Origin of the sequence: Neopusillimonas aromaticivorans, assembly GCF_030344915.1 — a bacterium.
Lineage (GTDB): Bacteria > Pseudomonadota > Gammaproteobacteria > Burkholderiales > Burkholderiaceae_B > Neopusillimonas > Neopusillimonas aromaticivorans.
Genome location: NZ_CP128233.1, coordinates 2,292,310 through 2,308,040, shown reverse-complemented (window position 1 = coordinate 2,308,040; position 15,731 = coordinate 2,292,310). Strand labels below are relative to the sequence as shown.

Annotated in this window: 7 protein-coding genes, 2 tRNA genes and 10 pseudogenes; 11 read left to right on the top strand and 8 right to left on the bottom strand. The window is 56.9% G+C overall.

The features are described 5' to 3' along the window. Window positions 1–31 precede the first annotated feature (31 nt). The 3 genes and pseudogenes from grpE to hrcA all read right to left on the bottom strand — a co-directional run bounded on the left by grpE (window position 32) and on the right by hrcA (window position 2,844). Window positions 32–592, bottom strand: coding sequence for a nucleotide exchange factor GrpE (gene grpE, locus N7E01_RS12750; protein ID WP_289173129.1), 561 nt, complete (start codon window positions 590–592; stop codon window positions 32–34). A gap of 113 nt (window positions 593–705) precedes the next feature. Then, window positions 706–1,766: pseudogene (hemH, locus tag N7E01_RS12745) on the bottom strand (ferrochelatase). A 68-nt stretch (window positions 1,767–1,834) separates the two neighbouring features. Next, a pseudogene (gene hrcA / locus N7E01_RS12740) lies at window positions 1,835–2,844 on the bottom strand (heat-inducible transcriptional repressor HrcA). Window positions 2,845–2,966: 122 nt separating this feature from the next. Here hrcA and N7E01_RS12735 point away from each other — a divergent pair. Further along, a pseudogene (locus tag N7E01_RS12735) lies at window positions 2,967–3,864 on the top strand (NAD kinase). A gap of 2 nt (window positions 3,865–3,866) precedes the next feature. Further along, window positions 3,867–5,503 (top strand): annotated as a pseudogene (gene recN, locus N7E01_RS12730) (DNA repair protein RecN); the annotation flags it as partial. An 81-nt stretch (window positions 5,504–5,584) separates the two neighbouring features. Here the strand turns inward: recN and fur are convergent. Next, window positions 5,585–6,007: a ferric iron uptake transcriptional regulator gene (gene fur, locus N7E01_RS12725; RefSeq protein WP_289173128.1), complete on the bottom strand. Its 423-nt coding sequence runs from the start codon at window positions 6,005–6,007 to the stop codon at window positions 5,585–5,587. Between the two features lie 76 nt (window positions 6,008–6,083). Between fur and N7E01_RS12720 the strand changes: the two genes are divergently transcribed. Further along, complete coding sequence (locus tag N7E01_RS12720) at window positions 6,084–6,620, top strand: outer membrane protein assembly factor BamE (protein WP_289173127.1); 537 nt, start codon at window positions 6,084–6,086, stop codon at window positions 6,618–6,620. 9 nt (window positions 6,621–6,629) lie between these two features. After that, the gene (dapB, locus tag N7E01_RS12715; RefSeq protein WP_289173126.1) at window positions 6,630–7,421 is read left to right on the top strand and encodes a 4-hydroxy-tetrahydrodipicolinate reductase; all 792 of its coding nucleotides are present in this window, start codon (window positions 6,630–6,632) and stop codon (window positions 7,419–7,421) included. Between the two features lie 35 nt (window positions 7,422–7,456). Here dapB and murB read toward each other — a convergent pair whose 3' ends face one another. Continuing rightward, the gene (gene murB, locus N7E01_RS12710; RefSeq protein ID WP_289173125.1) at window positions 7,457–8,482 is read right to left on the bottom strand and encodes a UDP-N-acetylmuramate dehydrogenase; all 1,026 of its coding nucleotides are present in this window, start codon (window positions 8,480–8,482) and stop codon (window positions 7,457–7,459) included. Between the two features lie 435 nt (window positions 8,483–8,917). Here murB and N7E01_RS12705 point away from each other — a divergent pair. The 7 genes and pseudogenes from N7E01_RS12705 (at window position 8,918) to N7E01_RS12675 (ending at window position 13,047) form a co-directional block, all read left to right on the top strand. Further along, window positions 8,918–8,993: transfer RNA gene (locus N7E01_RS12705), tRNA-Gly, on the top strand. A gap of 57 nt (window positions 8,994–9,050) precedes the next feature. After that, a tRNA-Cys gene (locus N7E01_RS12700) sits at window positions 9,051–9,124 on the top strand. Between the two features lie 20 nt (window positions 9,125–9,144). Beyond that, window positions 9,145–9,777: a DUF2946 family protein gene (locus N7E01_RS12695; RefSeq protein ID WP_289173124.1), complete on the top strand. Its 633-nt coding sequence runs from the start codon at window positions 9,145–9,147 to the stop codon at window positions 9,775–9,777. 62 nt (window positions 9,778–9,839) lie between these two features. Next, window positions 9,840–10,484 carry an NUDIX hydrolase gene (locus N7E01_RS12690; protein WP_289173123.1) on the top strand — a complete coding sequence of 215 codons (645 nt, stop codon included), beginning with the start codon at window positions 9,840–9,842 and terminating at the stop codon, window positions 10,482–10,484. Further along, window positions 10,481–11,232: pseudogene (gene aat / locus N7E01_RS12685) on the top strand (leucyl/phenylalanyl-tRNA--protein transferase). The gene N7E01_RS12690 and the pseudogene aat overlap by 4 nt, the downstream one beginning before the upstream one ends. A 31-nt stretch (window positions 11,233–11,263) precedes the next feature. Further along, window positions 11,264–11,982: pseudogene (locus tag N7E01_RS12680) on the top strand (arginyltransferase); the annotation flags it as partial. 17 nt (window positions 11,983–11,999) lie between these two features. Beyond that, a pseudogene (locus tag N7E01_RS12675) lies at window positions 12,000–13,047 on the top strand (quinone-dependent dihydroorotate dehydrogenase). A gap of 205 nt (window positions 13,048–13,252) precedes the next feature. Here N7E01_RS12675 and N7E01_RS12670 read toward each other — a convergent pair. The 3 pseudogenes from N7E01_RS12670 to N7E01_RS12660 all read right to left on the bottom strand — a co-directional run. Continuing rightward, window positions 13,253–13,842 (bottom strand): annotated as a pseudogene (locus tag N7E01_RS12670) (phasin family protein). Between the two features lie 98 nt (window positions 13,843–13,940). Then, window positions 13,941–14,779 (bottom strand): annotated as a pseudogene (locus N7E01_RS12665) (IclR family transcriptional regulator). 150 nt (window positions 14,780–14,929) lie between these two features. Continuing rightward, window positions 14,930–15,723, bottom strand: a pseudogene (locus N7E01_RS12660) (competence/damage-inducible protein A); the annotation flags it as partial. Window positions 15,724–15,731: the final 8 nt, after the last annotated feature.

The window sequence follows — 15,731 nt, the reverse complement described above, 5'->3', positions numbered from 1 at the left end:
CCCGCAAAACCATGCCCGACATGGCAACCCGTCAGCCCTGCGAGCCGGACGACACCATGACCAGCGCGGGACGCAAGACGCGGTCTGCAATGGTGTAGCCCTTTTGCAGCAACTGCACAACTGCCCCTTCGGGGAATTCTGACGGCACCGATGAAATGGCCTGATGAACATTCGGGTCAAACTTGTCGCCGGCGGCAGGGGCCACTTCTTTCATCAGATTGCGCTCGAACGCCGCAACCAGTTGCTTGAGGGTGATTTCAACACCCTCACGCCAGGCCTGCGAGGACTGATCGGGCACCGCCAGAGCAGCCTCGAGGCTGTCTTTCACCGGCACCAGACTTTCTGCAAACGACTCGGTGCCAAACTTGCGCGCCTTGGCCACATCGTCTTGCGCACGACGTCGAATATTCTCGACCTCGGCCTTGGCCCGCAACAGTTCATCGTGATACTGAACCACCTGGGCCTGTGCCGCCTCGAGCAGCGCAGCCAGATCTTGATCGCCCTCGGCCGGCACTTCGGCGCCAGTCTGACCTTCGGGATTCAGGGCCTGGTTTTCATCGTTGGGATCCAGGGGCTGATGATTTGTCGACATACGGGAGCTCTCCACTTCAAATAATTCGGTCTTGGGAAAATGGGGGCACACGCCCCCATTTCAAGACCCGACCGGAATTTCGGCACCGTCTCGTTAACGCCACAGACGCGGCCTTAATACCAGCCCTGCAAATGCGTTTTGACCAGTTCAGTCAAGCCATCTGCCCAAGTCGGGTCATCATTCAAACATGGAATATAACGGAAGGCCTCGCCGCCTGCCTCGATAAAGGCATCGCGACACTCGATCTGAATCTCTTCCAGCGTTTCGAGGCAATCGGCCAGAAAGCCCGGACACATGACATCGACACGACGGATGCCCTGCTTTGCCCACGCCTGTAACGTCGGTTCCGTGTAGGGCTCCAGCCATTTCTCGGCACCAAAACGGCTTTGGAACGACACATGCACCAGGTCGCCATCTGTACCCAGGCGTGCACGCAAGGCGGCTGCCGTATCCATGCAGTCACGATGATAAGGATCCCCTGGTTGATCGTGCGCTGGGGCAGACCATGAAAACTCAGCAACAAGCGCTCAGGCTTCCCCTGCTCATCCCAAAGCTGCCGCACTTTGGCCGCCATGGCGTCGATATAGGCGGGTAGTGCGGGATAGCGCTTGATGAACCGCATCTCGGGCTGGTTACGCAAGCGACCGGCATACTGGCACACGGCATCAACCGCTGTGGCCGTGGTACTGGCGGCATATTGCGGATACAGCGGCACAGTCAGAATGCGTTCGCAGCCCTTTTCACGCAACCGGTTGATGGCCTGCGGAATCGAAGGATTACCGTACCGCATCGCCAATTCAACATGGACATCAACCCCCTGCTGACGCAAACGCTGCTGTACAGCGTCGGCCTGCACCTGGCTGTACACCGTCAGCGGCGAGCCCCCATCAAGCCAGATGCCTTGGTAACGAGGCACCAGCTTGCGTGGACGAACCCGCAAAATGATGCCCTGCAAAATAATTTGCCAAACCCATTGCGGAATTTCAATGACGCGCGGGTCAGACAAAAACTCGGAGAGATAACGACGAATTGCCGGTGCCGTAGGCTCGTCGGGCGTACCCAGATTCACCACCAGCACACCGACCGGCCCGGCCGGGCGGAACGGAGGATGAGGGTCAAGGCCGTAAGGATCAGGGGTTTCGGGCAAGTATCGCGACGGCAAAAAACTGGACATGACTGGCCTTGATTTCAGGTGAGTTCGATGTGAGCCCGCAGCGACAAAAAGACAGGGTCGTGCGGGATTCAGGCGGTGTGATGACTGAGCGCGTTAGACAACAGGCGCGCCGTAATATCGACGATCGGGATAACGCGATCGTAGGCCATACGCGATGGCCCGATGACCCCGAGCGTGCCCACGATTTTACCGTCTATACCGTAGGGGGCTGTGATGACCGAGACATCTTCAAGCGGGACAAGCCGTGAATCGCCCCCGATGTAAATTTGCACGCCTTGTGCCCGGCTGGACACATCAAGCAGTTGCAGCAGATCTGTTTTTTCTCGAAGAGTGCAAACATGCGGCGTAAACGGTCCATGTCTGAGGCAATATCGGTAATGTCAAGCAACTTGCTTTCACCCGAAATAACCACGCCGTCGTCGGTATCGTCGGCTGCGGTTCCTGCCTCAACCGCCTGCTGCATCAGGCGCGAAATATCTTCTTGAAGCGAAGACAGCTCTTCGGTGATGGCCCCACGCACCTCATCGAACGACCTGCCGGCAAAATGCGCATTGAAAAAATTGCTGGCTTCGGTCAATTCCTGGTCAAGATAATCACGCTGTACAAACAGGATACGGTTTTGGACATCACCATCGGGCGTCACGATAATGAGCAGAACACGCTTGTCAGAGAGCCGGATGAATTCGATTTGCCGGAATACCTGCGAGCGCTTGGGCGCCAGCACGACCCCGGCAAAATGCGTCAGATTGGACAGCAGGGTAGCCGCCGCATTGACCGCCCGGGTTGGCTCGGAAGCAGGCAACATTTCACGGATTTGCGAGGGCTGCAAAATTTCAAAGCGCTGCGTTGCCAGCAAACGATCGACAAACAACCGGTAACCACGCGGCGTAGGGATACGCCCGGCCGATGTATGCGGGCTGTGAATCAGACCGAGCTCTTCAAGGTCGGCCATGACATTACGTATCGTGGCCGGGGAAAGATCGAACATTTTGGAAAGGGTACGCGACCCGACCGGTTGCCCATCGGCGATGTAACGCTCGATGAGCGCCTTGAGCAGCGCCTTGGATCTGTCGTCCATGTCCATTTTTAAACCTTACGCCGCAAGATGACAAAGTTGTCGTTCAGCGGCAACAACAAATTCTCGTCGAACATATAATTAATTTATCTGAATGTCTCCATCATAAACAAGGTATCGGCACAATGCATTTCAAAACTGTAGCGTTGATCGGTCGCTATCAGGATCGTGGCCTGGATGCACCGCTGCGCGCACTGGCGGCAACACTTCAAACTGCCGGCTGCACTGTGCTTGTTGAAACCGATACGGCGGTCAATACCGGCGTCACTGAATTCCCCACCGCGTCATACACCGACATCGGCAACCTGGCCGATCTGGCCGTCATCATGGGTGGTGATGGCACCATGCTGGGGGCTGCCCGCATGCTGGCGCACAGCCGCGTACCGCTCATTGGCATTAACCATGGCCGCCTGGGCTTCATCACCGACATACCGCTTGATACCGCAGCCACCGCCCTGCAACGGGTCATCAAGGGCAACTTCGATATCGAAGAGCGCATTTTGCTCGAAGGGCGCGTCATGCGCGGTGACCGCATCATGTTCTCGGGGTTGCCCTGAACGATGTCGTCATCAACCGCGCCGGCCGCGGCGGCATGATCGAACTCAGTGTCGACCTTGACAACAGCCTGATGTACAACCAGCGCGCCGATGGCCTGATCATCTCGACCCCAACCGGTTCCACGGCCTACGCCCTGGCGGCCAACGGCCCTATCCTGCACCCGCAATTGCGCACCATTCTGCTGGTGCCGGTGGCGCCGCAAACCCTGTCCAACCGGCCTATTGTCATCCCCGATTCCGGGGTTCTTGGCATTACCATAACGTCGCTCAGCCGGGTTGAGTCTGGCGCCAGTGTCCACTTTGACATGCAAACCTGGTCCGAATGCCAGGCCGGCGACCGCATTGAGGTACGCCGCGCGCGCGATCCCATCCGCTTTATCCACCCCTCCGGTTACAGCTTTTTTCAACGCTGCGACGAAAGCTTCTGTGGAACCGGATGCCCACCCTGTCAGACGAGGCCGAATAACCATGCTGCGTGCCCTGAGCCTGCGAGATTTCGTTATTGTCGAGCACACCGAAATTCATTTCGACGCGGGTTTCACGGTTTTTCCGGGGAAACCGGTGCCGGCAAATCCATCCTCATCGATGCCCTGTCCCTGGCACTGGGGGCACGAACCGATACAGCCTTCATCCGTGATGGCGCCAGAAAATCCGACATCAACGCGGTATTCGACACCCCTGCCAGCCTGCAGGCCTGGCTCGCCGAACACGATCTCGATGCCGATGGCACCCTGGTGCTGCGCCGGGTCATCGACCTGCAAGGCAAAAGCCGGGCCTACATCAACGGTGTACCGGTTACCCTCACGCAACTGCGCGATCTGGGCGAACAATTGGTCGATATACATGGGCAACATGCCCATCAAAGTCTGCTCAAACCGGCCAGTCAACGCGACCTGCTCGACATGCAAGGCGGTTACGCCACGTTGGTCACCGACGTGGCCAACGCCTGGCAGGTCTGGCAAAAACTGGACAAACAACTGGCCGACGCACGGGCGCGAATCAACACGCTCAAGGAAGAGCGCGAGCGTCTCGAGTGGCAGGTGACTGAACTTGATCAATTAAATCTGGCTGAAGGCGAATGGGAGACCCTGTCGGCAGAGCAAAACCGTCTGGCCCATGCCCAAGCCCTCATTGAGAACGCGACGCGAGCCCTTGACGCCCTTGACGGCGAAACAGGTTCGGCCCACCGCGCCCTTGGTCTTGCGGCCCAGCAATTGCAAACCATGCTGCGCCACGACCGCCAGCTTGAAGGCATCTGCGAAACCATTGAGTCAGCGCGTATCGCAACCGCTGAAGCAGCCTCCGACCTGAACAGCTACCTGAGTAGTCTTGAACTGGACCCCGATCAGCTGCACCACACCGAAACCCGCATGTCGGCAGTTTTCGAGGTTGCACGCAAATTTCGTGTCGAACCCGAAGAAATTCCGTTCCTGACACAATCGTTACATGAAAAGCTGGCGTCGGCACACGCCGGCATCAACCTGGACGCCCTTGAAGCCCAGGCGACCGCGGCACGGGCACACTACGAGCAATGCGCCAACGTCTTGTCGCAGGCCCGCATCAAAGCCGGGCACGACATGGCCAGCGCCGTTACCGAGGCCATGCAGACGCTGGCCATGGCTGGCGGTCAATTCCAGGTTTCAATAACACCCGGAACACCCGGCCCCCACGGCATCGACACCGTAGAGTTTCTGGTTGCCGGTCATGCCGGCAGTCAGCCCAGGGCACTGGCGAAGGTGGCGTCCGGCGGTGAACTGGCGCGGTTATCACTGGCACTTTCGGTCATTGCCAGCCAGGCGGCACGCGTGCCCACGCTTATTTTTGATGAAGTTGACAGCGGGGTTGGCGGCGCCGTCGCCGAAGTGGTCGGGCAATTGCTGAAGTCACTGGGGCAACGTCACCAGGTGCTTTGCGTCACCCACCTGCCCCAGGTTGCCTCGTGCGGTACCCACCATTTCAAGGTCAGCAAGACGCAAACCCATGGGGTAACGGCATCACGAATCGACAAGCTGTCGGCATCCGACCGTATTGAAGAAGTGGCCCGCATGCTGGGCGGCCTGAATATTACCGGCACCACACGGCAGCACGCCGCTGAAATGCTGGGGGCTAAGTACACCGACACGACAGCCGGCCCCAACATTCCCTGCATTTCCAACCCCGAACGGCGGGGCGTACTGCGCACCGGATCAGGGACGCTTTTTCTGACAGGCAGGGCAAATGCCGTAAAGCATCATGGTATGGCTTTCAAGCACGAAGCCCTTTTGTTCGGCAATAAGATGCTGCCGCTTTTCAATGTCGGCATCGGTAAATTCAGCAACCTTGCCGCAATTGGTACAGATAAGGTGATCGTGGTGATCACCGTCGTTGAGCTCGAAAACCGCCTTTCCGCCATCAAACTGGCTACGCGTTAGAATACCCACCTGTTCAAACTGCGTCAGCACCCGGTAAACCGTGGCCAGGCCGATATCGATCTCTTCGGCAATAAGTGCCCGGTAAACATCTTCGGCACTATGGTGACGCATGTCGGACTTTCGAAAAACATCAAGGATTTTCAGGCGCGGAAACGTCGCCTTCAAACCCATGCTTTTCAGTTCATTTTGTTCATTCATGTGGTGGCTCTATAGCTAATGGACATTATGCCTTTATGATAACGGTTTTATTCAACCTGAATGACAGGGGCGCTTCGTGTTAACGACTCGTAAACCATTATTTTCAACGCTGCGCACCGGCCTGGCCGTCAGTGCGCTGGCACTTGCCCTGACGGCTTGCGGTGGTACCAAATGGGGCTTCCCGTACCGGGCCGATGTGCAACAGGGCAACTGGATTACAGCCGAACAGGTGGCACGCCTTGAACCCGGCATGACGCGTGAGCAGGTTCGTTTCATTCTGGGCACACCCGTGCTTCAAGACATCTTCCGCACCAACCGTTGGGACTACACCTACTTCAACAAGCCTGGTTATGGCGCCACTGAAGAACGCCAGTTCACGGTATGGTTCGAAGGTGATCAACTGGTCCGCTGGGCGGGTGACGAACCGCCAAACCGCCAACCGTTCGAACGTTATGACACCGGTGCCAAAGACAACCAGGGCGACGCCTCGACCAACGACCGCAAAGCGGCCATTGACACGAAAATCGCACCGAACACCGAACTTGAAATCAACCCCGAACGCCCTGTTGGCCCCGGCATACAAAGCCTGCCCGTCAACGAACCTTTACGCTAAGAGACCCCTATGCGCATTGCCATCGCAGGAGCGGACGGCCGGATGGGCCGCATGCTCATTGAAGCTGTCATCAACTCACCTGACCTTACCCTTTCGGTCGCGCTCGACCGCACCGGCTCGGCATGTATCGGCCAAGACGCAGGTGGCTTCCTGGGCCACACCACCGGGGTCCACATTACCGATGATCTCGATGCACTGGCCCATGCCGACTGCCTGATCGACTTCACACGCCCCGAAGGCACACTAACTCACCTGGAAGCCTGCATCAAGCACCAGGTCAAATGCGTGATTGGTACAACCGGCTTCGATCTGGAAGGTAAAAAGGCCATCCAGGCTGCCAGCCAGAAAACCGCCATTGTGTTTGCGCCCAACATGAGCGTGGGTGTCAACGCGACGCTGAAACTGCTCGACATGGCCGCCCGTCTGTTGAACAGCGGCTATGATGTTGAAGTCTTTGAAGCGCACCACCGCAACAAGGTCGACGCCCCATCGGGTACGGCTCCGGCCATGGGCGAAACCGTCGCCCGGGCCTGGGGTGAAAAACTCGAAGACATTGCCGACTGGGCACGCCACGGGCATACCGGCGCCCGTGAAGACGGCCGTATCGGGTTTTCAGTACTGCGCGGTGGCGACATTGTAGGTGATCACACCGTGTATTTCTGCGGTGCCGGCGAGCGCATCGAAATTTCCCACCGCTCCAGCAGTCGCACCACGTATGCCCAAGGCAGCCTGCGTGCCGCTCGTTATCTGGCCCGCAAAGAATTCGGGCTGTTCGACATGCAAGACGTGCTGTCCAGTTAAGCACCCCATGAAAAGTGCCCGTTGCCGGGCACTTTTCATGTCAACCCTGCCCTGACAGGCTCTTGCTCAAGCGCCACACCGTATTTTGCAAAAACATCTTCGCAAATGCGACCAGCCAATGCCTGGATATCATCGGCCGTAGCCCCGCCATAATTCACCAGCACCAAAGCCTGACGGTCATGAACCCCCACCGGCCCGTCACGAAACCCTTTCCAGCCAGCCTTGTCAATCAGCCAGCCCGCAGCAAGCTTCCAGGTACCGTCAGCCTGCTCGTAGGCCACAAGACCTGGATTGATGGCCTTGATGTGCTGATACTGCACGGCATCGACCACCGGATTCTTGAAAAAACTGCCGGCATTGCCCAGGACGGCCGGATCTGGCAATTTATTGCGACGCACCTCACAAACAGCGTCAAATACGTGTTGCGGTTGCAGAAGCCCTTTGGCCTCCAGTGCACGACACCCCACCAGATCGGGGTAATCAATTCTGGGCTCCCACTGGCGCGGGAGGGCGAAACAAACCTTGGTAATCAACCAGCGACCCTGCGGCTGCCGCTTGAAAAAGCTGTCACGGTACGCAAAATTACAGGCGTCACGCGAGAACACCTGCAGCCGCCCCTCGTGAAAATCCCAGGCACTGACCTGTTCAAGACGGGTTTCAAGCTCGACGCCATACGCCCCGATGTTCTGAACCGGCGATGCCCCTACGGTTCCCGGAATCAACGCCAGATTCTCGAGACCGACCCAGCCCTGATCAAGGCACGCGCGCACGAACTCATGCCAGTTTTCACCGGCTTGAGCCTCAATGAACCAATGTCGAGGCGTTTCATCGACCAAGGCAATACCACGCGTTGCCACATGCACCATCAGACCCGGCATCTGTTCGGGCAAAACGACATTGCTCCCGCCGCCCAGCACAAACGTCTGATCATGCTGGCGCACCAGATCCGTCAACTCTGGCAATTGCTCATCATCAACATAGTCAACATAAGTCGGAGCCACTGACCGCAGGCCCAACGTGTTCATACTCGACAACTCTTTTGACTGGACCTCTAATGACATGGCAACTTTCGCAACAAACTTAAAGTGGGTGAACGCGCTATTACACCACGACGTTCTGCATGAAAACATCGGCCAGACAACGGCACCGCAGACAACCCGCCCTGACGTTCGAACCCATGCCCTCGACCACAAACCGGACGTTTCCGAGCGATATAAAACAGGGTATTTCTGCCCGGTCCCAAGACAGGAATTCAGGCCCCTTGCGCAACGAAAAAAATATGTGTTATATTAGCGTTCTTGCTGATTAACGCGGCGGCCAAAAGTAGCTAAAAAATAGCAACATTAAAGCCAACGCAAAACAGCAAAACTTTGCAGAAGCAAAGTCAACTTTAAAAAATTTTAAAGTTGCTTGCAAAACCTAAAAAAACAGGTTATAATGCAAAGCTTCCTGAGGCAAGCAACCAAATGCTTCAGAAGCACCTGATAAGTGCACATGCGGGAATAGCTCAGTTGGTAGAGCGCAACCTTGCCAAGGTTGAGGTCGCGAGTTCGAGACTCGTTTCCCGCTCCAAATACCAAAGGGAAGCTCACAAAAGCTTCCCTTTTTACGTACAATCAGGTACGTAATGGCGCAATGGCAGAGTGGTTATGCAGCGGATTGCAAATCCGTGTACCCCGGTTCGATTCCGAGTTGCGCCTCCACCCCCTCCCCTTAAATGCCCATGGATGACCTTGTTCGTGCCGCAATGGCCCGGTGGCCAAACGTCCCTGACATTTTCGGCTGGTTATCCCTGACTACAACCGGTCAATGGCGGCTGCATCCCGATGGCAAGGCACTGTCTGCTGACTCCGGCAACCGCTACCCCACAGGCGAATCAATCAGCAACGCGCAAATTCTCGGGTTCATCAGCCGAAATTATCACCACGACGATACCGGCCGCTGGTTTTTCCAGAACGGCCCGCAACGGGTATTTGTACGACTGGATGCCGCCCCACTGATCTTGCATACGACAGACGACGGCAATCGGCTGCAGGCGCACACCGGCACGTATGTCAACGACGTTTTATCATGGTTGCTTGATGACAGCGGGCACTTGTACGCCAGCACCAATCTCGGCCCCGGCCTGGTCGCTGGCCGCGACCTGATGCAGGTGCTCGACACACTCTCACAGCCCGACGGCGTGCCTCCCGACCTCGATCACCTCGTTTCACAGCCCCAATCGCTCAGTACACTCAACGTTTTGTCACCCTTCCAGTCAGCCGGCACGACAGGTATTCCGCTACAGGTATGCCCAACCGACCAGGTTGAAACAATCATGGGTTTTGTGCGTAATCCGGCATTAGGCTATGCTTAACCCGCATTAGGCTATGCTTAATGCTGTTTGCATCAGCACAACCCACGCATAAATAAAAACACATGGCCACCCCACCCGAAGCATCGTTTTATTTTCCTGCGCCTCGCTCACAGAAATTCTGCAGCCAATGCGCCCACCCCGTGACGTACATGACGCCACCTGATGACAATCGAACTCGCGCCGTTTGCGAGCAATGTGGTGCTGTGCACTATCAGAACCCTCGTAACGTCGTAGGCGTCGTCCCGATCTGGGAAAACAAGATTCTGCTGTGCCGTCGGGCTATCGAGCCACGCTACAACACCTGGACACTGCCCGCAGGCTTCATGGAGCTGGGTGAAACAACCGCGCAAGGGGCCATGCGCGAAACCCAGGAAGAAGCCGGTGCGCAAATTGAGCTGGGCAAGCTGTACACCATCATTGACGTTCCGCACGCCGAACAAGTTCATTTCTTTTATATGGCCCGGGTACTCAGCCCCGAGCTGGCACCCGGCCCCGAAAGCCTCGAGGCACGCTTCTTCGACATTGCCGACATCCCTTGGGCCGAGCTGGCATTCCGTACCGTCATCACCACCCTTGAGCACTATGTTGATGATCTGAACAACGGTTGTTTCAACGACGGCGCTTGCCCGCCCATACACTGCTACGATGTCCAGCTGCCCCCAAACGCCATACCTGACACCATCATAAGTCCGAACGACCTCGCATGAGCGTTCTACCCTGGGTAACCCCCGATTCGCCCCTGCCCGACGTCGCCTTGGCCCAACCCGATGGCCTGCTGGCGGCAGGGCTGGATCTGTCTGTCGAACGTCTTGCGGAAGCATACCGCAAAGGGATTTTTCCGTGGTTCAGCCAGGAGACCCGGTACTGTGGTGGAGCCCCGACCCGCGCATGGTTCTGGCCTGCAATGCCTTGAAGCTATCGAAATCCCTGGCCAAAAAGCTGCGACAGATCGAGCGTCAAGAGACGCAGCAAACACCCACCTGGCAGGTTACCGTCGACACGGTCTTTGAACGCGTGATCGACGCCTGCAGCCATCCGCGACACGACGGTGCCAGCACCTGGATATCTCCTGCCATCAAGGCCGTTTACGGTGACTGGCACACTGCCGGACATGTTCACAGCATTGAAACCTGGTACGAAGGCCGTCTGGTCGGCGGACTCTACGGCGTCAGCCTGGGCGGATTCTTCTTTGGCGAATCCATGTTCAGCCGGATGACGGACGCTTCAAAGATTGCCCTCGTCTATCTGGTGAACCTCCTGAAAAATAACGGTGTTGACTATATCGACTGCCAGCAGGAAACGCGTCATCTGTCCAGCCTGGGGGCTCGCCCCGTACCCCGCCACATGTTCCTGGAATGGTTGACATCGGCGTTGGACAAACCCGGGCCAGTATGGCAACGTGGCCCACTATTACAGGGCGGGGTATTTGCATCGAAAGCCGGTCAATGCGCATAATAGGGCCGACCTTGATTTTGCCCGTCAGACCATGAGCCGCCCAAACGACCCGCACTGTCACAGCCTGCAGTTTTATGCCACGGCCACCTACCCGTGCAGCTATCTGGAAGGGCGGCTGGCGCGGTCGCAAGTGGCTGCGCCCAACCATCTGGTCGATACGCCGGTCTACAGTCGTCTGGTAGAGCAAGGGTTCCGGCGTAGCGGTGCGTTTACCTATCGCCCTCATTGCGATGCCTGCCAGGCCTGCAAACCCATTCGCATCGACGTCGAAAGATACTGCGCCACTCGCGCCCAGAAACGTGCCTGGCGTGCCCACAGCGATCTGCAGGCAACCCTTGTGCCCTGGCCTTCGACGCTGCACATTACCGCCTGTACCAACGTTATATCCATTCACGCCACGCCAATGCCGGCATGGATGAAGACAGCGAGGCACAATACACACAGTTTTTGCTCAGCAGCCGGGTTGACAGCGCGCTGGTTGAATTCCGCACCTCCGACGGAACCTTGCAAATGGTCTCGATCATCGACATTCTGGATACCGGGTTGTCTGCGGTCTATACCTTTTTCGACCCGGACGCCCAGGGCAGTCTGGGTACTTACGGCATCATTTGGCAAATCCGCCACTGTCAGGCATTAGGGCTGCCCTGGCTGTACCTGGGGTACTGGATCCCGGAAAGCCGTAAAATGGCGTACAAATCCCATTTCGGGCCGCACCAGATCTACGTCAATGGCATCTGGATGTCTGCACCCAATCACGCCCCTGAATCATGTCTTTTTTATTCAACGCCTATTCTTTCACCCGCCCGGCCCTGTTTTCGATGGATGCCGAGCAGGCTCACGAACTCACCTTGTCATCGCTGCAAAAGGCCTACGACTGCCGCATCACACGGCGCCTGCTGCACGATGCACCCAGCCTGCCGTCGCAACTGATGGGTCTGCCTTTGCGCAACCCCGTGGGTCTGGCGGCAGGTCTTGATAAAAACGGTGCCCACATTGACGCACTCGCAAATCTGGGTTTCGGGTTTATTGAAGTCGGCACCGTTACACCCAAGCCTCAGGATGGCAACCCGAAACCACGCATGTTTCGCTTGCCGCAGGCCAATGCGCTGATCAACCGCCTGGGTTTCAACAACAAGGGGCTGGCCGTTTTTCTGAATAATGTGCAGCAAAGCCAATGGCGCTCGCAAGGGGTATTATTGGCCTGAATATTGGTAAAAATGCGGCAACGCCCATTGAAAATGCAGTCTCAGACTACCTGACTGGCCTTGAAGGGGTTTACCCGCACGCCGACTATGTCACCGTCAACATTTCATCACCCAACACCCAGAACCTGCGAGCATTGCAAGGCCAATCTGAACTTGGCGAACTGCTGGGCGCCCTACGGGAAAAACGCCGCGCCCTGGAAGACCTGCACGGTAAACGTGTCCCGCTGGCAGTAAAAATTGCACCTGATCTGGACCAGAATCAGGTAGACGTCATCGCCAGCGTGCTGGCCAGCCAGGATGTGGATGGCGTCATTGCCACAAACACGACCTTGTCACGTGATGCCGTCAATGGGTTGCCGCACGCCAATGAAACCGGCGGGCTTTCAGGCCCCCGGTGCATGAGCTGTCGCTGGCTGTTATTGCGCGTCTGCGCCAGCAGCTGGGGCCGGACTTTTCAATTATCGGCGTCGGAGGCATTGCTTCGGGGCAACAGGCCGTTGAAAAGATCCGCGCCGGCGCCAATGCGGTCCAGTTGTATACCGGCCTGATTTACAAAGGCCCGGCCTTGATACGTGACTGCGTTCGCGCCATCGAAAAGGCACGCGGCTGACAACACCTGCCCGCCTGCAGGCAGGTGAATCGCGGGCAGCATCATCATTTCAAGCGGTGCCTGCTCTGAACCGAACCGGTAACATTGGGCAGATGTCGTTGACACTCAAGCAAAAAGCCCGTCATGTTCTGACGGGCTTTTTGCTGGGCGCTGGCTTGGCCGGTTCAGGCATTACGCCTGAACCCATTCGGCAATGGGGCGCCGATTAAGACGTTTTACCGGGACGTGCTGCAGGACGCGGTGTTGCCGACTTGACGACTTCAGCGGCTTCAGTAGCTGCTTTGAACGTTGCGTTGGTCGCGGCAGTAATGTTTGACTCAGCTGCTTCGGAAGCCTGTTTGGCCGCTTTGGCAACGGTTTCATAGGCGCTGTTGGCCGATGCAACCGAAGATTTCAGCAGGGCGATTGCACCTTCAGTACCTGTCGGTGCGTTCTTGGCCAGCTGCTCGATGGCTTCATGAACCTGGTGCTGGCCTTGTGACAGCTGCTCTTCGGCCAGACGGGTCAATTCGGTTTGAACCGATGAAACGATGTCATATACATGCTTGCCGTAGGCCATAACCTTGTCAGCACCGGGCTGCATCAGGCTGGACGTAAATGCGACGGCTTCCTGGGGGTCTTTGACTTCGACAGCTTCATGTGACTTCTGGGCGACGTCTTCAAACGTTGCCTTCATGACTTTCAGATTCAGGTCGACCAGCTTTTCAAAGCCACCGAAAATCAAACCCTGAGCAGCCAGGATCTTGTCGAGGAAGCTTTCTGGTTGTCGAACAGTTGTTGGGGGATTGCGCTCATGGTGATTTCCTTTATGTCAGGGTTATGTTGCAATGCACAATTCAAATTTAACCCTTTAAAAACAAAGTGTCAATGAATTTTTTATTGCAGTGCAATATTCAAGGGGAAACGCCGTTATGCCTGGCTGCTGATGCACTTTCAAAGCCCAGGGCAGCCGAGATACGGTTAGCGGTCTTGAGTAAAAGATCAATCCATTCTTCACGCAAACGTTCGGCGGGCGCAGAAATTGAAAGACCGGCCTGCAGGTTGCCGGCATCGTCGTAAACCCCTGCGGCAATACAACGCACGCCTAACTCGAGCTCTTCGTTATCGCGCGAATACCCGGTGCGACGAACCAGCGCCAGTTCTTCCTCAAGCCTGGAGGCCTGCGTAATACTGTTGGGTGTGGCGCCGGCAAGACCGGTACGCATGACATAGGCCTTGACCTGGCGCGGGTCGGAAACCGACAAAAAAGCTTGCCGGTTGACGTCAGGTGCAGGGGCGCCCGCCCCCAATGGCACGTACAACCTGCATGCCGGAACGCTCGCTCCAGGCGCGTTCAACATACACAATTTCATCGTTTTGCTGCACCGAAAGATTCACCGTTTCACCGGTCAACTGATGCAAGTCACGCATGGGTTCGACGGCGACCTCACGCACATTGAGCCGCCCCTTAACCAGCGAACCCAGTTCCAGCAGACGCATGCCCAGACGGTACAGACCGCTGTCAACGCGTTCAACATAGCGGCCTGCCACCAGATCATTCAGGATACGATGGGCCGTTGAGGTGTGCAGGCCGGTTTTTCCGCCAGAATCTTGAGGGTACCGCTTCGGCCTGGTGCGCCAGGACATCGAGCAACAGCATGGCACGCTCGAGAACCTGGATGGCGATCGGCGAATCGGCAACACTGGCTGGTTTGGCTACCGGCCTAAGAGGATTTGGATCAACTATAGACATGCCTGCTCATGATGCGACGCAACATTCCCATATTATGAAAATATTTTGTGCTTTGGCAAGCGGTTTTTTACCACAAAGCAGCAGCCGACCGGTGGCCAGGGCAACTACCCGAGCGCAACGACTCGTGCAACAATGCCCGCTAACATGCTCAGGGGTAAGGGTTCCACCCGCAGCCTGTGCCGCATCTTTAAGGAAAGCAAGCGCTTCAGCAGCCGCCAGGGGCTCGCCTTTTACCCCGAGATCAATGTGCGGGCGCCCCTCGCCCCCATGCTGGGCAAACTGAATGCCTTGACGCCCGGCCAACGCGCTTCGAGGGCCTCAAGTGCCGGCGTAATGCGTGATTCAGGTAACCCGAACACCAGAAATGAATGCTCAACACGCACCACCTGATGATGATGATGGCGATAGCGGGTATCGAGCGTCCATTCCATCATGGGCCAGGCCATCACGGGAAACCCCGGCATAAACGTGTGATTGCGGATAAAAAACCCGGGGATCTTGTTATACGGATTCGGCACGATTTCAGCACCCACCGGGAAAACCCCCATTTGCAGTCGTTGCTGGTTCTCGGGCAACGACATGTCAGCACTGCCCAGGCCTTTTTTCTCGTTATCGGCACACCGCTCGACAATCAGACGTTCAGCCTCGGGGTGCAGCGCCAGATCAACCCCCAGGGCCTGAGCAGCCGCTTGCCGGGTCTGGTCATCGGGGGTAGCCCCGATGCCGCCACAACTGAAGACGATGTCATCGGTGGCAAAACTGCGTGCCAGCACCGCCGCTATGCTGGCCCGATCATCGGAAACAAACTCGGCCCCAGAAAGCTGCATGCCACGTTGACCCAGCAATTCGATCATTTTGACAAAATGCTTGTCTTGACGGCGCCCCGACAGGATTTCATCGCCAACGATAATCAGGCGCACACGCGGCACTGAAGAAACAGACATACCATTAC